Source organism: Nostoc sp. C052, from assembly GCF_013393905.1.
Lineage (GTDB): Bacteria > Cyanobacteriota > Cyanobacteriia > Cyanobacteriales > Nostocaceae > Nostoc.
In genome coordinates, this window is sequence record NZ_CP040272.1 from 1,274,942 (window position 1) to 1,300,964 (window position 26,023).

Here is a 26,023-nt window from a genome sequence, read left to right on the forward strand (position 1 = left end):
CATGACTAACAGCATTGTTGAATTTCTCGATCGCCTAAGTAACTTAAATATTAAACTAGAAGCCGATGGTGAGCGCTTGCGTTGTCATGCACCTGAAGGGGTATTAACTCTAACACTGCGTCAAGAAATAGCTGCTCGTAAAACAGAAATTATTTTATTCTTACAGCAAGCCAAGCAAGTTAAAACTGCTCATCAATTGTCGATTCAACCAGTGTCACGGGACGGTGAGCTACCGCTATCTTTTGCACAGCAAAGGCTCTGGTTTCTGCACCAGCTTTCACCCGACAGTCGTTCTTATAATATGCTGCTGATTCTGCGGCTAGAAGGGGCGCTAAATATAGTTGCGTTACAGCAGAGTCTTAGCGAACTTGTTCGCCGCCATGAGATTTTAAGAACAACTTTCCCCGCAGTAGACGGGAAACCCGTTCAGGTAATTGCTTCTCCCACTGATTTAACTTTGCCCTGCTATGATGTACAGGGCTTGTCAGCTGAAGAGCAAACTGTCCAGATTCAGCAAATAGTAGAATCCATTGTATCCAAGCCCTTCGATCTGGCTGTTGGGCCTTTAGTACAATTCACCCTATTCCAACTGAGCGACCAGGAGTACATACTCCTATTGAAGATGCACCACATTATTTACGACGGCTGGTCTTTAGACATCTTCAACCGTGAGTTATCTCAGGTATATACAGCTTTCACTCAAGGATTGCCCAATCCATTACCAGAATTACCCATCCAGTATGCTGACTTTGCAGTTTGGCAACGCCAATGGCTGACAGGCGAAGTCTTGGAACGCCAACTGGTTTACTGGCAAAAGCAGTTAACGGGTGTCTCTGGCGTACTAGAACTGCCTACTGATAAACCACGTCCGCCAGTTCAGAGCTTCCGAGGTGGAGTTGCGCGCTTTCAACTAGACCGCAATCTCACACAACGTCTCAAGCAGTTGAGTCAGGAGTCAGACACAACGTTGTTTATGACTCTACTAGCGGCTTTTTTAGTCTTACTTTATCGTTATAGTGGCCAAACAGATATTGTTGTTGGCTCCCCCATCGCCAACCGCAACAGCCCCCAAGTTAAGAATTTAATGGGGTTTTTTGCTAACACCTTAGCATTAAGGGGCGATCTCTCTGGCAACCCCAGTTTTGCAGACTTCTTAAGGCAAGTACGGCAGACCACTTTATCAGCATACACCCATCAGGATTTGCCTTTTGAGATGTTAGTCGAAAGATTACAGCCAGAGCGAGATTTAAGCCGTAATCCTCTAGTACAGGTTATGTTTGCCCTCCAGAATACCTCATTAGATTTTGGGGATTTGCCAGGTTTAACTATCGAGAACATCTCCTTGCCAATTGATGAAATGGTCAAATTTGACCTAGACGCGAACTACTGGGAAGATTCCGGTGGTCTGGAGGGTCTTTGGAGTTACAGTACTGATTTATTTGAAGCAACTACGATCGCTCGCATCGCCCAACATTTTCAAACTTTACTCCAAGCAATTACTGCCAATCCCAAAGCACGAATTGCAGAATTACCACTGTTGACACCACAAGAGCAACAACAGTTATTAGTTGAATGGAACAATACTCAAGCAGATTATTCTCAGGATAAGTGTATCCATCAGTTGTTTGAGGAACAAGTTCAGCGTACCCCCGATGCTGTGGCTGTGGTATTTGAGAATCAACAACTGACTTACCACGAGTTGAATACTCGCACTAACCAGTTAGCACATTATTTACGCTCCTTGGGCGTAAAATCAGATACCTTAGTTGGGTTGTGTGTAGAGCGATCCTTAGAAACTATCGTGGGAATGCTAGGCATTCTCAAAGCGGGTGGTGCTTACGTCCCACTTGACAGTGAGTATCCCCAAGACCGCTTGAGCTTCATGTTAGAAGATGCTCAGGTTTCTGTGCTACTCACCCAACAAGAATTACTCAACAAACTACCAGAGCATAACGCACAGCTTGTTTGCATAGATAGCGATCGCTCAACCATAGCGCAACATAGCAACAGAAACCCCCAAAACATCACAACACCCGATAATTTAGCTTATGTCATCTACACTTCTGGTTCTACAGGTAAGCCCAAGGGCGTTTTAGTCAATCACAGTAATGTAACTCGTCTGTTTGCAGCCACAGAAGATTGGTATAAATTCAATCAAGATGATGTGTGGACAATGTTCCACTCTTATGCTTTTGACTTTTCCGTATGGGAAATTTGGGGTGCATTGCTGTATGGTGGAAAACTAGTAGTAGTGCCTTATTTAGTAACGCGATCGCCCGAATCCGTCTATCATTTATTGTGTACTGAAAAAGTCACAATTCTCAATCAAACACCTTCAGCTTTCCGCCAATTAATTCAAGCCGAACAGTCAATGACTACTATTGGCGACTTGAACTTACGCCTAGTAATATTTGGTGGAGAAGCACTAGAACTAAAGAGTTTGCAACCTTGGTTTGAGCGACACGGCGACATCTCACCCCAATTAGTGAATATGTACGGGATTACAGAAACCACCGTACACGTTACCTATCGCCCCTTGAATAAAGCTGATTTGCAAAGCACAGCAAGTGTAATTGGTCGTCCAATTCCTGACTTACAAGTATATGTACTAGATGAATATTTACAACCAGTACCAATTGGCGTTCCTGGTGAAATGTACGTTGGTGGGGAAGGGGTAGCGCGTGGTTATCTTAATCGTACAGACTTAACGCAACAAAAGTTTATCTCTCATCCTTTTAGCACAAATCCCCAAGCGCAACTATACAAAACAGGGGATAAGGCGCGTTATTTGCCCAATGGCGAGTTAGAGTATTTAGGACGCATCGACAATCAAGTAAAAATTCGCGGCTTCCGCATTGAGTTGGGAGAAATTGAGGCATTACTGGTGCAACACCCAGCCGTGTGGGAAAACGTGGTGGTAGTCCGAGAGGATGAACCGGGCGACAAACGTTTAGTGGCTTATGTAGTGCCGCAAAAACAACAATCTCCCACAGTCCAACAACTGCGTCAGTTTCTCAAGGCAAAGCTACCAGAGTACATGATGCCAAGCGCTTTGGTACTGCTGGAATCGTTACCTTTAACTCCCAACGGCAAAGTAGACCGCCGCGCCCTACCAAAACCAGAATTAGACGGCACACTATTAGAAAAATATATTGCCCCGCGTACACCCACTGAGGAAATGTTGGCGCAAATTTGGGCGCAAGTTCTGAAAGTAGAGCAAGTGGGGATTTATGATAACTTCTTTGAACTGGGAGGACACTCGTTATTAGCAACGCAGGTGGTTTCACGCATCCGCAACATCTTCAAAGTGGAACTACCATTGCGTGAATTGTTTGCCACCGCCACAGTTGTCCAATTAGCGCAAGTGATTGGGCAATTGCAGCAACAAGACTTAAAACTTTCTACAGCACCCATCCTAAGGAGAGTAGAGAATGCAGACTTACCCTTGTCTTATGCTCAACAGCGTTTGTGGTTTTTAGACCAGTTAAACCCAAACAGCGCCTTCTATAACATACCTACAGCTTTGTGTCTAGCCGGAAAGCTCAATCAAGCTGCCTTAGAACAAAGCTTAATTGAGATTATTCATCGCCACGAAATCTTACACACCAACTTCATCGCAGTTGATGGTAAACCTTCTCAAATCATCCAAAAACAGCCGAATTGGACAATCTGTGTTGTTGAATTCCAACATTTGCCAAGTAGCGAACAAGAAATCGCCACACAGAAATTAGCTCAACAACAAGCTACTCAACCGTTTGACCTGACAAAAGAAGCATTAGTTAGGGCAACATTAGTAGTGCTGTCACAAACAGAACACATTTTATTACTGTGTATGCACCATATTGTCTCTGATGGCTGGTCAATGGGTGTGTTTATCTCTGAACTAGCAGCACTATATAATGCTTATTCTCAAGGTCAGCCGTCAACTTTAGCACCACTGCCTATTCAGTATGCAGATTTCGCCTTATGGCAAAGACAGTGGTTGCAAAAGGATGTACTACAAAGCCAACTTTCCTACTGGCAAAAGCAACTAAAAGATGCGCCAGCCTTATTGTCCTTACCCACAGACCGACCAAGACCTGCTGTACAGACTGACAACGGTGCATATCAAGAGTTTACACTCTCACAAAAGCTAACTGGTGAATTGACTCAACTAAGTCATAAACAAGAAGTCACTTTGTTTATGACGCTGTTGGCAGCATATAATATCCTGCTTTACCGTTACACAGGACAATCAGATATTTTGGTGGGTTCGCCAATAGCAAACCGCGATCGCTCTGAGATAGAAGGGTTAATTGGCTTTTTTGTCAATACCTTAGTCATGCGTACCGACTTGACAGAAAATCCCAGCTTTAGCCAATTGCTGGCTCGCGTTCGAGACATGGCAATGCAAGCATACACTCATCAAGACTTGCCTTTTGAAATGCTGCTTGAAGCATTGCAGCCAGAACGGGATCTGGGACATACACCATTGTTCCAGGTGATGTTTTCACTTCAGAATAATTCTATATCTGAATTAGAGTTAACTGGGTTAACTGTCAATCAGCTGAAAGTGGAAGGTATAACTGCCAAGTTTGATTTAACTCTATTAATGCAGAAAACCTCTACTGGGCTGGTAGGTATATGGGAATATAACACTGATTTGTTTGATGCTAGTACCATTGAGCGCATGACGGGTCATTTTGTGACATTGCTTGAAGGTATTATTGCTAACCCAGAAGAACAAATTTCTCAATTACCTCTGCTAAGACCATCTGAGGAACAGCAGTTACTTGTCGAGTGGAACGATACAAGCGTTGATTATTCAATAGATAAGTGCATTCATCAGTTGTTTGAAGAACAGGTAGCGCGTACCCCTGATGCTGTAGCGGTAACATTTGGCAATCAGCAACTGACTTATCAACAGTTGAACACCCAAGCTAACCAATTAGCCCATTACTTGCGTTCATTAGGTGTGAAAGCTGATGTGCTGGTGGGAATTTGTTTGGAACGCTCACTCTTGATGATTGTGGGGATACTAGGTATTCTCAAGGCTGGTGGTGCATACCTGCCACTTGACCCAGACTATCCCCAAGAACGCTTGAGCTTTATGCTAGAAGATGCACAAGTTCAAGTGCTACTCACCCAGCAGCAATTTGTAGAGACGTTGTATACAACGTCTCTACATCAGGGGCGCGTCGTTTGCTTAGATAGCGACTGGGAAAAAATTGCTCAAAACAGCCTCTCAAACCCCCAAAACACTGCAACACCCGATAACCTGGCTTATGTCATTTACACTTCAGGCTCCACAGGTAAACCCAAAGGTGTTTTAGTCAACCACAATAATGTAACTCGTCTATTTGCAGCTACAGAGGCTTGCTATAAATTCAACGCCCAAGATGTGTGGACAATGTTCCACTCTTATGCATTCGACTTTTCCGTGTGGGAAATTTGGGGTGCATTATTGTATGGCGGACGATTGATAGTAGTGCCGTATTTGGTGACGCGATCGCCTGAATCTTTTTACCAGTTATTGTGTACTGAAAAAGTCACAGTTCTCAATCAAACACCTTCCGCCTTCCGCCAGTTAATTCAAGCCGAACAGTCAATAGCTAGTACTGGCGAGTTGAACTTACGCCTAGTAATTTTCGGTGGGGAAGCCTTGGAACTGTCGAGTTTGCAGCCTTGGTTTGAGCGACACGGTGACACCTTACCCCAGCTAGTGAATATGTACGGAATTACAGAAACCACCGTACACGTTACCTATCGTCCTTTAAGCAAAGCTGATTTGTATGATACCGCCAGTGTCATTGGTCGTCCAATTCCCGATTTACAGGTATATCTGCTAGACCAGAATTTACAGCCAGTGCCGATTGGTGTTCCTGGTGAAATGTACGTTGGTGGCGCTGGGGTAACACGCGGCTATTTAAACCGTCCTGAACTTACTCAACAAAGGTTTATCTCTAATCCGTTTGTAAATACACAAGGAAGTAGATTATACAGAACAGGTGACTTAGCGCGGTATCTACCCAATGGCGAGTTAGAGTATTTAGGACGCATTGATAACCAAGTCAAGATTCGCGGCTTCCGCATTGAGTTGGGAGAAATTGAGGGATTACTGGCTTCCCACCCCGCAGTTTGGGAAAACGTGGTGATGGTGCGAGAGGATGAACTAGGAGACAAACGTTTAGTTGCTTATGTAGTACCGAAGGCAGAACAATCGACTACAGTACAAGAACTGCGTGAGTTCCTGGGCAACCAACTACCTAGCTACATGATACCCAACGCCTTCGTGTTGCTGGAATCATTACCCCTGACAGCTAACGGGAAAATAGACCGCCGCGCCTTACCAAAACCAGAGTTAGACAGCACACAGCTAGAAAAATTTGTCGCCCCACGCAACCCCATTGAAGAAATGCTGGTGCAAATTTGGGCGCAAGTGCTGACAGTGGAACAAGTGGGTATTCATGACAACTTCTTTGAACTGGGAGGACACTCCCTATTAGCGACGCAACTGGTCTCCCGCATTCGCAACCTGTTCAAAGTAGAATTGCCATTACGTGAGTTGTTTAGCAATGCAACAGTAGCGCAATTAGCGCGATCGCTCCAACACTTACAACAACAAGATATCACCCTAACTGCCCCGCCCATCCTCAAGCGGGCTGAGAATGTAGAACTACCATTATCATTTGCTCAACAGCGTTTATGGTTCTTAGACCAGTTCGAGCCAAATAGACCCTTCTACAACATACCTATAGCTTTACGTCTGGCGGGAACTCTCAATCAAGCTGCCCTACAACAAAGCTTACAAGCAATTATTACCCGTCATGAAGCCTTACGAACCAACTTCATAACCATTGATGGGCAAGCAACTCAAGTTATTAGGGGACTGGGGATTGGGGACTGGGGGCTGGGAATAGTCTCAGTTGTTAATTTGCAGCATTTACCTTTAAATGAACAAGAAATAACAGTACAGGAATTAGCGCAAGAACACGCTATTCAACCCTTTGACCTAGTAAATCAAGCATTATTCAGGGCAAAATTACTGGTGCTGTCCGAAACAGAACACATATTGTTGGTTTGTATGCACCATATTGTCTCGGATGGCTGGTCAATGGGTGTGTTTGTCAAAGAATTAGCCGCATTGTACGATGCCTATGCTCAAGGTAAATCACCTAATTTAGCACCATTATCGATTCAATATGCAGACTTTGCACTATGGCAAAGACAGTGGTTGCAAGGGGATGTATTGCAAAGCCAATTGAATTATTGGCAAGAACAACTCAAAGATGCACCAGCTTTATTACCGCTCCCCACTAGACCAAGACCTGCGGTACAAACCTTCGTAGGCGCATATCATGAGTTTGCCATTTCTCTAGAACTTACCCAAAAACTGACACAACTGAGTCAGCAACAAGGTTGTACTCTCTTCATGACGCTGTTAGCAGCTTATGATACCCTACTGTACCGCTACACCCAACAAGAAGACATTTTAGTAGGGACACCAATTGCGAACCGCGATCGCTCCCAGATAGAAGGGTTAATTGGCTTTTTTGTCAATACCTTAGTCATGCGTACTAACTTGGCAGGTAATCCCAGTTTTAGCGAATTATTAGGTCGCGTTCGAGAAATGGCAATGCAGGCATACACTCATCAGCATTTGCCATTTGAAATGCTGGTAGAAGCATTGCAACCAGAACGCAACCTCAGCCATAGCCCACTGTTCCAAGTGCTGTTTGTGCTGGAGAATGCGCCTATATCAACTGTGGAGTTAACCGGGTTAAGAGTCAATCAACTCCAGTTCCAGAGTACAACTGCCAAGTTTGATTTAACCTTGGGAATGCAGAACAGCCCTACCGGACTGGTGGGTGTATGGGAATATAACACTGACCTGTTTGACACAGATACTATTGAACGGTTGGCGGGTCATTTTGTGACACTGCTAGAATCGGTTGTGGCGAATCCTCAACAGCGTATTTCCCATTTGCCTTTGTTGACACACCCTGAGCAACATCAACTATTAGTTGAGTGGAACAATACTCAAGCAGAGTATCCCCAAGATAAATGTATCCACCAGTTGTTTGAGGAACAGGTGAAACGTACCCCGAACGCTGTGGCGGTAGTGTTTGAGAATGAACATCTCACATACCAGCAATTAAATACCCGTGCTAACTCTTTAGCGAACTACTTGCGCTCATTAGGTGTGGGTGCAGATGAGCTAGTCGGTATTTGTGTAGAACGTTCCTTAGAAATGGTAGTGGGACTGTTAGGTATTCTCAAAGCAGGCGGTGCATACCTGCCACTAGACCCTGAGTATCCCCAAGACCGCTTGAGTTTTATGCTCCAAGATGCTCAAGTTGGGGTGTTACTCACCCAACAGCATTTAGTTAACAAACTACCTGAGCATAGTGCAACAGTTATCTGCTTAGACAGCGATAGGGAAACAATAGAGCAGAACAGCAACTCGAACCCTGTTAATACCGCAACACTGGGTAACTTAGTATACGTTATCTACACTTCAGGTTCTACAGGTAAGCCCAAAGGAGCAGGTGTATATCATCGTGGTTTTGTTAACTTGGTCAATTGGTTAGTGACAGATTACCAATTCACCGCAAAAGACAGTACCATACTCATTTCATCTTTGAGTTTTGACCTAACTCAAAAGAATATATTTGCGCCTTTGGTTATAGGTGGAGTATTAAATTTACCCCCTGATGGATTTGACCCTAGTTATATTCTTGATGTCATATCCCAGCAGAAAGTAACTTGGGTTAATTGTACACCCAGTACTTTCTATTCAATCCTGACATCTGTCGATGATAGTTTTGCCAAAACCCAATCGCTGCGATATGTATTTTTGGGTGGTGAACCAATTTCCATTCCTAACTTGTTAAGTTGGCAAAACTCCCCTTCTTGTAGTGCCAAAATCGTTAACAGCTATGGGCCTACTGAATGTGCAGATGTTTGTGCAGCTTATACAGTAGAACAAGCAGATGAGTTTTTAAATAAATCCATACCCATAGGCAAACCTCTGCCTAATGTCAAACTCTATATATTGGATGAAAATTTACAACTTGTTCCCGTAGGTGTAATTGGTGAGCTTTGTATAGCAGGTATAGGTGTGGGGATAGGGTACATTAATGACTTGCAGCGTACCAATGAAAAATTCATTCCCAACCCCTTCTCGAAGGATAAATCAGAACGCCTTTACAAAACAGGCGACCTAGTACGCTACTTGGATGATGGCAATATAGAATACCTTGGTCGTATCGATAACCAAGTCAAGATTCGCGGCTTCCGCATCGAATTGGGAGAAATTGAGACAGTCCTCAACAGCCACCCACAAATACAACAAGCTGTGGTGGTTGCCAGAGAAGATATTCCAGGTGATAAACGTTTAGTAGCATATTTAGCTGCTAGTGATAAATCACTGACAAGCCATCAACTACGTGAATTTCTCAAGCACCAGCTACCAGAATACATGGTTCCTAGTGCGATCGCCATTTTGGAGTCCTTACCTCTAACTCCTAGTGGCAAAGTAGACCGCCGCGCCCTACCAAAACCAGATTTACAAAGCACTGCAGACAAATACGTTACCCCACGCACCCCAACCGAAGAAATATTGGCGCAAATTTGGGCGCAAGTGTTGAAAGTTGAGCAAGTGGGGATTTATGATGACTTCTTTGAACTGGGCGGACATTCCCTACTAGCGACGCAACTGGTTTCCCGTATCTGCAAGATTTTCCAAGTAGAACTGCCATTGCGTGAGTTGTTTGCCACAGCTACAGTTGGCGAATTAGCGCCCATCATTGAGCAATTGCAGCAAAAGGAACTGAAACAGGTTGTTCCACCCATCTTGAGACGGGCGGAGAATGTAGAAATCCCACTGTCGTTGACTCAACAGCGTTTATGGTTTTTAGACCAGTTCGAGCCGAACAGTGCTTTATACAACATTCCCTTTGCGTTGCGTCTAGCAGGAACTCTAAATCAAGCTGCGCTACAAGAAAGCTTGCAAGAAATAATTGCACGTCACGAAGCGTTACGTACCAATTTCATTACAGTTGATGGGGAAGCAACACAGGTTATTAGGGGACTGGGGACTGGGGACTGGGAACTGGGAATAGTCTCAGTTGTTGAGTTTCAGCATTTATCTGCTAACGAAAAAGAAATAGCTGTACAGGAATTAATTCAACAGCAAGCTTTACAACCTTTTGAATTAGCAAGCCAAGCATTAATTAGGGCAACATTACTAGTGCTGTCGGAGACAGAACACATATTATTGATGTGTATGCACCATATTGTCTCAGATGGCTGGTCAATAGGTGTGTTTGTCTCTGAATTAACAGCACTGTACAATGCTTATGCTCAAGGTCATCTGTCACCTTTAGCACCATTACTAATACAATACGCAGATTTTGCCATCTGGCAGAGACAATGGTTGCAAGGGGATGTCCTGCAAAGCCAATTGGATTACTGGCAAGAACAACTCAAAGACGCACCTACTTTATTACCGCTTCCGACAGACCGGCCAAGACCTGCTGTGCAAACCTTCGCAGGCGTACATCATGAGTTTGCACTCTCGGCTGAGTTAACTCAAAAACTGACAAAACTTAGCCAAGAGCAAGGTTGTACGCTGTTTATGACCTTGTTGGCAGCTTATGATACTTTGCTTTACCGTTACACAGGTGTAGCAGATATTTTGGTGGGGACACCAATCGCCAACCGCGATCGCCCTGAAACAGAAAGGTTAATTGGCTTTTTTGTCAATACTTTAGTTTTACGGACTGAATTATCAGGCAATCCCAGCTTTAATGAATTACTGACTCGTGTTCGGTCGATGGCAATGGAGGCATACTCTCATCAAAATTTGCCTTTTGAAATGCTAGTGGAAGCATTGCAGCCAGAACGAGACCTCAGCCACTCACCACTGTTTCAGGTAGATTTTCTGCTGCAAAATGACCCGCTATCAACCATAGATTTGACTGGGTTAACTGTCAGTTCGTTGCCAATAGATACTGCAATGGCCAAATTTGACCTGACTTTAGCAATGGAAAACACTGCTAACGGACTGGTGGGTGTGTGGGAATACAACACTGACTTGTTCGACCATAGCACTATCGAGCGTATGAGGAGTCATTTTCTCACATTGCTAGAAGCAGTTGTGGCTAATCCCCAAGAACGAATCGATCAATTGCCTTTGTTAACAGCAGTTGAGCAACAGCAGATATTGGTAGAGTGGAATGATACTGGGGCTGATTATCCTGGAGATAAATGTCTGCATCAATTATTTGAGCAGCAAGCACAACTAACACCTGATGCTGTAGCAGTGGTGTTTGACAATGAACAACTGACTTATCAACAGTTAAACACCCAAGCGAATCAATTAGCACATTACCTACAATCTTTGGGAGTGGAACCAGAGGTTTTAGTAGGGATATATTTAGAGCGATCACTATCCATAATTGTTATATTGTTAGCCGTCCTCAAAGCTGGTGGCGGTTATGTTCCCCTAGACCCTGATTATCCCCAGCAGCGATTGACTGATATATCCCAAGATTCACAGGTTTCGGTACTCATCACCCAGCAGAAATTGCTCGATTCGCTACCAGTCTCTGGGGTGAAAATCATCGTCTTAGACGCAGAGTTTGAGATGCTGGCTACTCAAAGTCAAGAGAATTTGGTGAGTGCAGTAAAACCAGAAAACTTGGCTTGTCTGTTGTATACTTCTGGGTCTACAGGCAAACCTAAAGGTGTGATGCTGACTCATGCGGCGTTGGTGAATCATAGCAGTGCCATTAGTGAAGTATTGGGGTTGACAAGTAGCGATCGCGTTTTGCAATTTGCTTCCTTTGGCTTTGATGTCGCCGCAGAAGAAATCTACCCCACTTGGTATAAAGGCGGAACTGTGGTCATTAGACCCGTGCAAATGTTCCCTGACTTTGCCAACCTTGCCGAATTTATTGCACAGCAAAAATTAACTGTCTTAAATATCACCCCAGCTTACTGGCATGAATGGACAGTGGCGGTATCTCAATCCTATGCCACAGTGCCGGATTGTTTACGGTTAGTGGCTGTGGGTGGGGATGCAGTGCTACCAGAAACTGTGACTATGTGGCGGGAGTTAGTGGGCTATCGCATCACTTGTCTGAATGTCTACGGCCCCACCGAAGCATCAGTCACAGCCGTAGTCCACGATTTGCTACATCCCGAATCAGGAAAAACCAATACAGTCCTGATTGGTCGTCCCATTGCCAATACGCAAATCTACATCCTCGACTCTAATCTTCAGCCAGTACCTATTGGTATTAAAGGCGAACTGCATATTGGCGGTGTGCGTTTAGCAAGAGGTTACTTTAACCGCCCAGAATTGACCCAGGAAAAATTTCTTCCTAACCAATTTAAAGACCCCAAAGTAGACCGGATCTACAAAACTGGAGATTTGGCACGCTACTTACCTGATGGCAATATTGAGTGCTTTGGACGTATCGATAATCAGGTCAAAATCCGGGGCTTCCGCATCGAATTGGGAGAAATTGAAGCTGTACTCAACCAACATCCGGATGTACAGGCATCTTGTGTCATCCTCCGTGAAGATACTCCAGGAATTAAACGCCTAGTTGCTTACGTTGTACCTTATTCTCAAGAGATACCTGCAATTAGCGAACTGCGTCAGTTCCTTTACAATCGTCTACCGCTTTACATGGTTCCCAGCACTTTTGTGACACTGGAATCTCTACCGCTTACAGCACATCGCAAAGTAGACCGTCGTGCCTTACCCGCACCAGATTTACAAAGCGAACAAATAGACAACTATGTTGCACCACGCACCCCAGTAGAAGAAACGTTGGCGCAAATTTGGGCGCAAGTGCTGAAACTAGAGCAGGTAGGTATTCATGAGAACTTCTTTGAACTAGGTGGACACTCCCTACTAGCAACACAACTAGTTTCCCGCATTCGCAACATCTTCAAAATAGAACTCCCATTACGTAGCATTTTTGCTGCTGCGACAGTTGCCGCATTAGCAGAGTTAATTGGGCAGTTGCAACCACAACAAGCGGAATTTACTTCCGTACCCATCTTGCCAAGGGCGAAGGATGCTCAATTATTACTGTCATTTGCTCAACAGCGCTTGTGGTTTTTAGAACAGTTACAGCCGAACAGTGCTTTATATAACATTCCCGAAGCTTTGCGTTTGGTAGGAACATTGAATCAAGCTGCCTTAGAACAAAGCTTGCAAGAAATAATTGTGCGTCACGAAGCCTTACGCACTAACTTCATCGCCGTTGATGGACAAGCAAGACAAATTACTCAAACACAGATAGATTGGCAAATTTCAGTTATTAACTTGAAACATTTGCCTGTAAACGAGCAAGAAATAACTGTACAGGAATTAGCGCAAGAACAAGCTCTACAACCCTTCGATCTAGCAAAGGGAGCATTAATTAGGGCGAAGTTACTGGTGCTGTCCGAGACGGAACACATCTTGCTAATTAGTATGCACCACATTGTTTCGGATGACTGGTCAATGGGTGTGTTTGTCTCTGAATTAACAGCGTTATACAACGCTTACGCTAAAAATCAGCCCTCTCCCTTACCACAACTACCAATTCAGTATGCAGACTTTGCACTGTGGCAGAGACAGTGGTTGCAAGGGGATGTACTGCAAAGCCAATTGAATTACTGGCAAGAACAACTCAAAGACGCACCAGCTTTATTACCCCTGCCCACAGACCTACCCAGACCAGCGCTACAGACTTTTGCAGGCGCATATCAAAAGTTTGAACTTTCACCCCAGTTAACCAAAAAGCTGACACAACTAAGTCAGCAACAAGGGGCGACTTTGTTTATGACGCTGTTAGCAGCTTATAATACTCTGCTTTATCGCTACACGGGTGTAGCAGATATTTCAGTGGGAACACCAATTGCTAACCGCGATCGCAGTGAAATAGAAGGGTTAATTGGCTTTTTTGTCAATACCTTAGTCATGCGGACTGATTTATCTGCAAATCCCAATTTCTGCGAATTACTAGGTCGTGTCCGAGAAGTAGCTTTAGCTGCATACGCTCATCAAAACTTGCCCTTTGAAATGCTGGTAGAAGCATTGCAGCCAGAACGCAACCTCAGCCATACACCACTGTTCCAAGTCGCGTTTATTCTTCAGAATGCACCCACCTCTGAAGTAGAAATGACGGGGCTAACTCTCAGTCATGTATCAACAGCAGGTGTAACTGCCAAGTTTGATTTAACTTTGGCAATGGGCAGCACTGACACTGGATTAGTAGGAGTTTTGGAATACAATACTGACTTGTTTGATGCAGCTACTATTGAGCGAATGGCTGGTCATTTTGTCACACTGCTAGAAGCAATTGTGGCAAATCCCCAAGAGAGCATTTCCCAATTACCTTTGTTAACCGCAGTTGAGCAGCAACAGTTATTAATTGATTGGAATGATACATCGGTAGATTATCCTACTGAGAAGTGTATTCATCAATTGTTTGAAGAACAGGTAGCGCGTACACCGGATGCACTGGCGGTGGTGTTTGAAAATGAACAACTCACCTACAACCAATTGAATTGCCGTGCTAACTCTTTGGCGCATTACTTACGTTCTTTGGGTGTAGGATCTGATGTGCTGGTTGGGTTGTGTGTCGAGCGTTCTTTAGAAATGCTGGTAGCACTGCTAGGTATTCTTAAAGCAGGTGGTGCATACGTGCCACTTGACCCTGAGTATCCCCAAGAGCGTTTACAATTTATGCTCGAAGATGCTCAAGTTGGTGTGTTACTCACCCAAAAACAACTGGTAAATAAACTACCTCAACATCAAGCGCGGCTTGTCTGTTTAGATGAAATAGAGTCACAAATTAACGAAAACAACCAAGATAACCTGATTGGAATGCTGAGTGCTACTAATTTAGCCAATGTGATTTACACGAGCGGTTCTACAGGTAAACCTAAAGGGGTGATGGTTAAGCACACCGGATTTGTGAACTTATCCCAAGCTCAAATTCACACCTTCGGTGTAAACTCGGATAGTCGCATTCTCCAGTTTGCCTCTCTCAGTTTTGATGCTTCTATTTGGGAAATCATCATGGCTTTGGGGTCAGGGGCAACACTTTACTTAGGCACAAAAGATTCTTTAGCACCCGGTACACCATTACTTGAGCGATTACGCGATCGTGGCATTACTCATATCACCTTACCACCATCAGCACTTTTGGTTATGTCTGCTGAGGAATTGCCAGCATTGCAAACAATCATTGTTGCTGGTGAGGCTTGTTCTGCTGAACTGGTAAAACTTTGGTCTGTCGGGAGAAACTTCTTTAACGCCTATGGCCCGACCGAAACTACAGTCTGTGCCACGATCGCCAAATGCCATCCTGAAGATGAGAAAATCTCTATTGGTCGCCCCATAGCCAATACGCAAATCTACATCTTAGACTCTTACTTACAACCAGTACCTATGGGTGTACCGGGAGAATTGCATATCGGCGGCGTAGGATTAGCACAAGGCTACCTCAACAGAAGTGAGTTGACACAAGAGAAATTCATCCCGAATCCTTTCGGAGACAGTAGATTATACAAAACGGGGGATTTAGCGCGTTATTTACCTAATGGTAATATCGAGTACTTGGGACGTATTGACCATCAAGTAAAAGTTCGGGGCTTCCGTATTGAGGCGGGAGAAATCGAAGCCTTACTCGATCAACATCCCCATGTGCAAGCATCTTGTGTTATCCTCCGCGAAGATTCCCCCGGTGGTAAGAGTCTGGTTGCCTACGTTGTCCCCAATTCCCAACAGATACTGACAACTAGCGAACTGCGGCAATTCCTCTCTAATCATTTGCCGCATTACATGATGCCCCAGGCTTTCGTCATTCTGGAGTCTTTACCGCTAACACCAAATGGGAAAATAGACCGTCGTGCCCTACCTACACCAGATTTACACAGCGAACAAAAAGATTATGTAGCTCCACGCACTCTAAGCGAAGAAATGGTGGCACAGATTTGGGCGCAAGTCTTAAAACTAGAGCAGGTAGGCATATACGATAATTTCTTTGAACTAGGGGGACATTCCCTATTAGCTACGCAGGTAATTTCTCGCTTGCAGGAAGCTTTACAAATTTCCTTACCGTTGCGAAGTCTATTTGAATCACCAACAGTTGCTCAGTTAAGTGAAGTAATTTCCAGTCAGATGGAAACTGGTTTGGCTCTAACAGCACCGCCAATTTTACCTGTTTCTAGAAATGCAGACATACCCTTGTCATGGGCGCAAGAACGGCTGTGGTTTGTGAATCAGTTGGAAGGCAAAAGTGGGGCTTACACAATTGATTTAACCTTGCGTTTAGTGGGGAATCTCAATGTTCGGGCTTTGGAGCAAGCTTTGGCGGCGATCGCACAACGCCATGAACCTCTGCGGACTCAGTTTAAACTCAAGAATAATCAGCCAGTACAGGTAATAGACCCCTATACAACTTTCACCTTACCAGTGGTCGATTTACAAAATGTGGCAGACCCCAGTAAACAAGTTGTGCAACTGGCAAAAGAAGAAGTCTGCAAACCATTTGATTTGGCTAATGGTTCTGTACTGCGAGTCAAGTTGTGGCAAGTTGCTACTGACGAGTATGTATTGGTATTAGCAATACATCATATTGCTGCTGATGGTTGGTCAATGGGCGTTTTGACTAACGAACTTACAGCTTATTACCAAGCTATTGCCACAAGTAGTCCTGTAACGTTACCAGAGTTACCTATACAGTATGCCGATTTCGCCGTATGGCAGCGTCAATGGCTGACAAATGAAGTGTTAGAACGGCAGTTAAGCTACTGGAAGCAACAGTTAACAGGGGCACCACCTCTGTTAGAGTTACCTACAGACCGTCCCCGCCCAGCTATACAGACTTTCCGAGGCGGTACAGAACGACTGCAATTAAGTGCCAAATTAACGCAACAGCTGAAAAAGCTCTCTCAAGAGTCGGGAACTACTCTATTTATGACACTGCTGGCGGGATTCGTGGTGTTAATGTCTCGCTACAGTGGACAAAAGGATTTGATAATTGGTTCACCGATCGCCAATCGCAATCGCACAGAGATAGAAGGGTTAATTGGCTTTTTTGTCAATACTTTGGTACTGAGATTTAATTTATCTGAGGAGCCGACTTTTGAAGCGTTGCTAGCGCAGGTACGACGGGTAACTCAAGAAGGCTACGACCATCAAGATTTGCCCTTCGAGATGTTAGTCGAAGAATTGCAAGTTGAGCGCAACCTGGATCGCAACCCCTTGGTGCAGGTGATGTTTGCCCTCCAGAATGCTCCTTCTGCACCTTTAGAACTCCCTGGGTTAACAGTTGAAGGGATGGCTTCGGGACTAGATTCAGTACGGCTTGACCTAGAGTTTTACTTGTGGGATTTACCCCAAGGGCTTGCAGGCTTCTGCTCTTACAACAGTGATTTATTTGATGCGGCGACTATTGCCCGGATGATGGAACATTTCCAGATTGTGCTAGAAGCAATTGTTGCCAATCCAAAACAGCCAGCAGCCTTACTACCCATACTCACCCAGCCAGAACACCATCAATTGTTGCTGGGGTGGAACGATACTTTTGTAGATTATCCCCAAGATCAGTGCATTCATCAGTTGTTTGAAGAACAGGTTGAGCGTACACCTCATGCAGTGGCGGTGGTGTTTGGCAATGAACAACTGACTTACCACCAGTTAAATTGTCAGGCGAATCAGTTGGCGCATTATTTGCAGTCTTTGGGTGTGGGAGCAGATGTATTAGTCGGGATTTGTGTCGAGCGATCGCTTTCAATGGTAATAGGGTTGTTGGCAATTCTTAAGGCTGGTGGTGCTTATGTACCGCTTGACAGTGAATATCCTAGCGATCGCCTGGGCTTCATGCTTCAAGATACGCAAGTTAAGGTACTACTGACCCAAGAGCGATTACTAGAGAAACTACCCCAACATCAAGCAAAACTCGTCTTTTTAGATGACACAGAGTCACTAATTGACAACAATAACCAAGGTAATCCCACTGGGGTTGTGACTGCTTCTCATCTAGCCAATGTGATTTACACATCCGGTTCCACAGGTAAACCCAAAGGGGCGATGGTTGAGCATCGGGGATTATACAGCCTAGCTCTAGCACAGATTCAGGCTTTTGGCGTAGGTTCTAAGAGTCGCGTTCTCCAGTTTGCCTCTTTCAGTTTTGATGCCTGCATCTCCGAAATCTTGATGAGTTTAGGGTCAGGCGCAACCCTTTACCTGGCAACAAAAGACGCAATCATGCCTGGTACACCGTTAGTTGAGAGCTTACGCAACTATGGCATTACCCATATCACCTTACCACCATCGGCATTAGCAGTCTTGCCAAATAAAGAACTTCCCCATCTGCAAACAATTATTGTTGCTGGTGAAGCTTGTTCATCTGAACTGGTCAAACAATGGTCTGTTGATAGAAGCTTCTTCAACGCTTACGGGCCGACAGAAGCAAGCGTTTGTGCCACGATCGCTAAATGCAATCTTGAAGATGAGAAAGTTACCATTGGTCGTCCTATTGCCAACGTGCAAGTCTACATTTTAGATTCGCAATTACAACCAGTACCAGTTGGTGTAGCGGCAGAACTGCACATTGGTGGTGTAGGATTAGCCAGAGGTTATCTCAACCGTCCAGAATTGACAACTGAGAAATTCATTCCTCATCCCTTTAGCAATGAACCTGATGCAAGACTCTACAAAACTGGGGATTTAGCGCGTTATTTACCAGACGGCAACATTGAATATCTAGGACGCATTGATAACCAAGTAAAAATTCGCGGCTTCCGCATTGAATTAGGCGAAATTGAAGATGTTTTGACTCAACATCCCTTGGTACAGGAAAGTGTCGTAGTTGCCAATGTTGATAACACTGGTGATAAACAACTAGTAGCTTACTTAGTACCTGCACTGAAAAACAAAGTTTTACCCCAACAGTTGGCGCAATGGCAAAATGAATACGTAAGCGACTGGCAAATGCTGTATGAGCAAGCTTACGGACAACCACAAACAGAAGCCGATGACCTGACTTTTAATATCAGTGGTTGGAACAGTTCTTACACAAAGCAAGCTATTCCAGATTGGGAAATGCGCGAGTGGGTTGAGAATACAGTCAACCGCATACTGTCTCTGTCTCCACAGCGAGTATTAGAAATTGGTTGTGGTACGGGGTTACTCTTATCCCGCGTAGCTCCCAACAGCCAAGAGTATTGGGGGATTGATTATTCCAGTGCTGCCTTACAACACGTCGAGCAGATGTGTAAAACAGTGGCAGGTTTAGATAATGTGCGTCTACTGCAACGAACGGCAGATAACTTTGAGGGTATCCCCTGTGGAGTGTTTGATACTGTCGTGATTAACTCCGTTGTCCAGTATTTTCCCAGCGTAGAGTATTTGTTGCAGGTAATCGAAGGCGCGATCGCCACAATGACTCAACAAGGTAAGCTATTCATAGGTGACATCCGCAGTTTGCCGCTACTTGAACCATTCCATGCTGCCGTGCAGTTGTCCCAAGCGGCTGAAGACAAAACTATTGAGCAATGGCAACAGCAGGTAAATTCTAGTGTAGCTGCTGAAGAAGAATTGCCGATCGATCCTAATTTCTTCATTGCCCTCAAACAAAGTTTCCCTCAAATTACTTGGGTGGAGATTCAGCCCAAACGCGGTTATGCCCAAAACGAGTTAACGCAATTCCGCTATGATGTCACCCTGTATATAGGTAGTGATGTGCAAACAAATACCGTGTCTTGGTTAAACTGGCAACTAGACAAGCTCTCGTTTGCACAAATTCAACATCAACTACAACAACAGCCAGAACTTTTAGGAATCAGAGGTGTACCTAATCAACGAGTGCAGCAAGCACTACAAATTTGGCAATGGTGGGAAAATTCCCCAGATGTCGAAACAGTAGGACAACTGCGCCAACTACTAGCACAACAATCGACAGAAGGGATTAACCCCGAAGAATTTTACCAGTTGGGGCAGCAACTAGATTACACTGTTCACCTCAGTTGGTGGGGTAGTAGTCAAGATGGCGCTTATGATGTGGTGTTCAGTCGCAAGCCACAACTAAAAGCCGCATTCTGGGATAATTCCAGCATCACTGCCAAACCTTGGACTGAATACACTAATAATCCCCTATACGGCAAGTTAGCCCAAAAGTTAGTGCCGCAAGTGCGCTCCTTTATTCAACAAAAGCTACCCAATTACATGGTTCCCCAAGCTTTTGTTCTCCTCAAGGCACTGCCGTTAACACCTAATGGTAAAGTTGACCGTCGCGCCTTACCTGCACCGGATACAGCTACGAGAAATGTTGGCACTAGCTTTGTTTCACCCCGCACACCTTTAGAAGCTCAACTGGTGCAGATTTGGGCTGAAGTCTTGGGTGTGGAACGCATTGGTGTTAAAGACAACTTCTTTGAACTAGGGGGACATTCGCTGTTAGCAACGCAAGTGGTGTCACGGATTAACTCAAACTTAGGATTTAGCTTATCTGTACAAAAAATGTTTGAGTTTCCCACCATATCCGCGATCGCATCTTACCTAGAAGTCATGGATTGGGCAGCAGAAGATTCAGCAGTACCTGATAACAGTGATGAAGTAGTGGAGTTTTAAGCAATGAAAAGCACATTTGAATTTATTTGTCAACTCAAAAATTTGAGTATCAATCTAAAGATAGATGGCGATCGCCTACGCTGCCACGCGCCTGAAGGGGCTTTAACTCCAACCCTACGCCAAGAAATAGCTAAACGCAAAACAGAAATTATTTCCTTATTGCAAGAAGCAAAGCAGCTGAAAGTTTCTGAGCAGTTGTCTATTCAAAGAGTGCCACGGGACGGTAAACTACCGCTATCTTTTGCCCAACAGCGACTCTGGTTTGTTCAGCAACTCTCACTTGAGAGTGATTCTTACAATATGCTGGAAGCATTGCGGCTAGATGGCTCCTTAAACGTAGTTGCACTAGAGCAGAGCTTAAGTGAACTTATTCGCCGCCATGAAGTTTTAAGAACCACTTTTCCCTCAGTAGACGGAAATCCTATCCAGCACATTGCCCCTGCCACAGCCTTAAATTTACCCATCCATGACTTGCAGGAGTTGTCAGCCAAGGAGCAGACAGCCCAGATTCAACAAATGGTCAAGTCTCTTGCGTCCCAGCCTTTCGACTTAGCTGTGGGGCCATTAGTACAATTTACCCTGCTACAACTAAGTCAAAACGAGTACGTACTGCTGTTGAAGATGCACCATATTATCTATGATGGTTGGTCTTTAAGCATCTTTTACCGGGAATTATCTCGGCTATATGCAGCTTTTACTCAAGGCTTGCCCAACCCACTACCCCCATTACCCATCCAGTATGCTGACTTTGCCTTTTGGCAACGCCAATGGCTCACAGGTGAAGTTCTCGAACGCCAACTTAAGTAGAACAAGGTGAAAAAACCAAACTGTGTAAAGATAAGTAAATACATAAATGTGTCTACCAAGGTAACAGGGGTATGGGCAGCCGTTTAAGGGCATTTCTGACTCGTGAGCAAGATAGAACTTTGTTTAACCTGAGAACGGCAGATGTACCCCAGAAAGTTAAAGACAGAGCAGAAGTGATTAGATTGAGCGCAAATGGTTGGTATGTAGAGAAGATAGCGGCTCACTTTAATTGGACAGCACAAACAGTGCGAGAAGTTTTGCATAGATGGGAGCATCTTGGTTTAGAGGGACTTTGGGAAAAACCAGGGCGAGGAGGAAAATCAAGGTGGACGGAAGATGACATGGTGTTCTTAGAAGAATGTTTAGAGAAAGAACCTCGTACATATAACAGCGTTCAATTAGCCCAAAGATTAGAACAAGAACGCTCGGTAACATTGAGTCCTGACTGGTTAAGGCAGGTACTAAAAAAAAGGGGATCATTTGGAAACGAACGAGAAAAAGCCATAAAGGAAAACAAGATCCAGTAGTACAGCAAGTTAAACAAGCAGATTTGGAAATGTTGGAATTGTCTGCGGCCGCAGGAGAAATCGATTTAAAGTATCTAGATGAATCAGGGTTTTGTGCTTGGAGTGAACCGAGTTACAGCTACTACTTCCGAGGCAAACAAAAACGTTTAGAGCAGAGCAAGCGTCGAGGTCGAAGGTTAAGTATTATTGGCTTTCTTCAACCGTTAATTAGTTTCGTTTACGGTCTGGTAATTGGAGGCGTTTCACGCAAATCTTATATTCAAATGATGGAGCTTGAAGCACTAGAAGCACAAAAAACGGGACGCATAAGAGTCATAGTGCAGGATAACGGCCCAATACATCGATGTAAAGAAGTGCAGGAGTTATGGCCAAAGTGGGAAGAGATGGGTTTGTACATCTTCTTTCTACCCAAATATTGTTCGGAAATGAACCCAATTGAATTGGAGTGGCAACACCTCAAAAAAGATGAACTAGCCTCGAAAACTTTTGAAGATGAGTTAGACCTTGCCTATGCTGTGATTGATGGAGTTCAAGCTAGAGCAGAGAAGGGAAATTACAGTACACAACGTATAAGATTTAACTCTAACTCTTCCCCTTAATTGTTTGTTACATAGTTATAAATTTTCTCCACGACTTACTTAATTACTGGCAAAAACAGTTAGCGAGTGTTTCTGGTGTACTAGAAATACCTACCGATAAACCACGTCCCCCAATTCAAACCTTCTCTGGTGGGGTTGAGTCTTTCCTACTGGATAGCGACCTCACGCAACGCCTCAAGCAGTTGAGCCAAGAGTCAGATACCACCTTGTTTATGACTCTACTGGCGGCTTTTTTGGTGCTAATTTCTCGTTATAGCGGTCAGCCAGATATTGTTGTTGGCTCCCCCATTGCCAACCGCAACAGCCCCCAAGTTGAGCAGTTGATGGGTTTTTTCGCCAATACCCTAGCATTAAGAGGTAATCTTTCTGATAACCCCAATTTTGCTGACTTTTTGGCGCAAGTGCGGCAAACAACCTTAGAAGCTTACGCCCACCAAGATTTACCCTTTGAAATATTGGTGGAAAAACTTCAACCAGAACGCGATTTGAGTCGGAATCCCTTGGTACAGGTGATGTTTTCCCTGCAAAATGCGCCCCAGTCTTCTGGTAATTTGTCAGGTTTAAATATCCAGAATATAGCCTTACCAATTGATGTCAAAGCTAGATTTGAACTGGAAGTGAACTTCTGGGAAACTCCTGGTGGTCTGGAAGGTGTTTGGTGCTATAACACTGATTTATTTGAGGCTGAGACAATTACTCGTCTAGCCCAACATTTTCAAACTCTACTACAAGCGATCGCGGCTAATCCACAAACGCGAGTTGCTGAACTACCACTGTTCAGTACAGCAGAACGTCATCAATTGTTGGCAAAGTGGAATGATACCCAAGCAGACTATCCCCAAGATAAATGTATTCATCAGTTGTTTGAAGAACAGGTAAAACGTACCCCAGATGCAGTAGCGTTAGTCAGGGAAAATCAACTCCTCACCTACCACCAACTGAATTGCCGTGCTAACCAATTGGCGCACTACCTGAAATCTTTGGGTGTGGGTGCAGATGTGCTAGTCGGTATTTGTGTAGAACGCTCAATAGAAATGGTTGTCGGACTACTGGGGATTCTGAAAGCGGGCGGTGCTTATGTGCCGCTAGACCCTGAGTATCCCAGCGAACGTTTGCGCTTCATGCTAGAAGATGCTCAAATCAAAGTATTACTAACACAACAGCACCTAATTGAGCGACTACCCCAGCATCAGGCCCAGCTTGTCTATTTGGATACTCAAGAGTTGACCCCAGGCAGTGAAGATTGGGTTGCCACGGAAGTACAACCATCAAACCTAGCTTACGTCCTGTACACTTCTGGTTCCACAGGAAGACCAAAGGCGGTGGCGATAGAACATCATAGTCCAGTGGCTTTGGTGAGTTGGGCAAAAGGGGTGTTTACACAACAACAACTGGCGGGTGTGTTAGCTTCTACCTCTATCTGTTTTGATTTGTCAGTTTTTGAGTTATTTGTGACTTTGAGCGTCGGCGGAAAGGTCATTTTAGCTCAAAATGCTTTGCACTTATCAACGATGAGTGCGGCTAATCAAGTGACGCTGATTAATACTGTACCAAGTGCGATCGCCCAGTTAATTCGAGACGGCAATTTACCACCACAGTTATGCACAGTCAATTTAGCTGGTGAAGCTTTGCAAAATCAATTGGTGCAGCAAATTTATCAACATAGTCAAGTTGAAAGTGTCTTCAATCTCTACGGCCCCTCAGAAGACACAACTTACTCGACATTTAGCTTGGTAGAAAAAGGTGCTAGCAGCACAGTAACTATAGGGCAACCGATAGCGAATACACAAGTTTACATTTTAGATGAGTATCTGCAACCATTGCCTGTAGGTGTGCCAGGAGAGTTGCACATTGGGGGTGCGGGTTTGGCACGCGGCTATCTCAACCGCCCAGATTTAACACAAGAGAAATTCATCCCTCATCCTTTTAGTGATGAAGCCGATGCTCGACTTTACAAAACTGGGGATCTGGCACGTTATTTACCTGATGGTAATATCGAATACTTAGGACGCATTGATCATCAAGTCAAGATTCGCGGCTTCCGTATTGAGTTGGGAGAAATTGAAGTCGCACTGAACCAACACAACAATGTGCAAGCCAATTGTGTGATTGCGCGTGAAGATTCTCCTGGTGAAAAGCGGTTGGTTGCCTACATAGTGCCGAACCTACAGCAAACACCTACAACAACAGAACTGCGTCAGTTTCTGGCTACTAAACTGCCAGGATACATGATCCCAAACGCTTTTGTCGTCCTAGAGTCCCTACCATTAACTCCTAACGGCAAAATCGACCGTCGTGCCTTAAAAGCGCCTTCCAACACTAGTGACTTGGAAAAATTTGTTGAACCACGTAACCAAATAGAATTAGAACTCGTACAAATTTGGTCCAAAATTCTGAAAATTGACAAGTTAGGAGTACAAGATAATTTTTTTGATTTGGGTGGTCATTCTCTTTTAGCTCCTTACTTAATAATACAAATTAAGCAGCAGTTTGGTAAAGATATCCCCTTAACAACCTTTTTCCAAAATCCAACTATTGAACAGTTGGCAACAATTGTGCAGCAAGACTTGGAGAGCTTAAATTCGTCTTGTTTGGTAGCAATTCAATCTAATGGTTCAAAGTTACCTTTCTTTTGCATTCCTGGAGCCAGTAATCAGCCTTTTTATTTGTATCACTTAGGGCGGTATTTAGGATCTGATCAACCTTTATATGGCTTTCAAGCAAATTATTTAGATGGAACATTAGAATCAGTTACCTGCATAGAAGATATAGCTGGTAAATATATCCAAGCAATGCAAACTATCCAGTCCCAAGGCCCATACTTTTTAGGTGGACATTCTTTTGGTGGTAGAGTCGCTTTTGAAATGGCAAATCAGTTAGTTCATCAGGGACATGAAGTGTCTTTACTTGTGATCATTGACACTGCTGCTCCGACTGCTCAAGAAAAGCCAATACTGATGGAATATATGGATTGGGATAATGCTAACTGGCTAGTTGAGTTAATCCAAGCAGTCGAAGTTTCTTTAGCAAGGGAGATAGGGATTTCTTACGATACCATCAAATCTTTGTCTGAAGAGGAGCAATTCAAACAGGTTTTACAACATTTAAAAATGGTTAATATCTTCCCTCCCAATGCTGAAATTAAGCATTTAAAAAATATGATGCAGGTTAATAAAGCTAACTCTCTATCTTTAATTGATTATTTACCCCAATATAATTATCCTGCTCAAATTACACTGCTACGAAGCGAAAAAGTTCTTGCACAAGAGTCTAATAATGATGTATATTTCCAGACTTATTCGGAAATTTCTCAAGATAAAACTATGGGTTGGAGCAATTATTCTCTTCAGCCAGTGGATGTTCATTTTGTCCCAGGAAATCATTTTACGCTTATGGGTGAACCCTACGTTCAGATTGTAGCCGAACGATTGAAAGCTTGCATTGAGCAAGCACGTAAATAAAAA

Annotated in this window: 4 protein-coding genes; all 4 read left to right on the top strand. The window is 44.1% G+C overall.

The window, feature by feature from the left end; genetic code table 11:
- Position 1: 1 nt before the first annotated feature.
- The 4 genes from FD723_RS05345 (at position 2) to FD723_RS05360 (ending at position 26,020) form a co-directional block, all read left to right on the top strand.
- Positions 2–20,626, top strand: a complete 20,625-nt coding sequence (locus FD723_RS05345) for a non-ribosomal peptide synthase/polyketide synthase (protein WP_179064397.1) — start codon at positions 2–4, stop codon at positions 20,624–20,626.
- Between the two features lie 3 nt (positions 20,627–20,629).
- Positions 20,630–21,433, top strand: coding sequence for a condensation domain-containing protein (locus tag FD723_RS05350; protein WP_256875073.1), 804 nt, complete (start codon positions 20,630–20,632; stop codon positions 21,431–21,433).
- A gap of 71 nt (positions 21,434–21,504) precedes the next feature.
- A protein-coding gene (locus FD723_RS05355; protein ID WP_256874965.1) for an IS630 family transposase occupies positions 21,505–22,559 on the top strand; the annotation gives its coding sequence in 2 pieces (ribosomal slippage) (positions 21,505–21,897 and positions 21,900–22,559; 1,053 coding nt in all).
- Positions 22,560–22,645: 86 nt separating this feature from the next.
- Positions 22,646–26,020: a non-ribosomal peptide synthetase gene (locus FD723_RS05360; RefSeq protein ID WP_256875204.1), complete on the top strand. Its 3,375-nt coding sequence runs from the start codon at positions 22,646–22,648 to the stop codon at positions 26,018–26,020.
- The last annotated feature ends 3 nt before the right edge of the window (positions 26,021–26,023 follow it).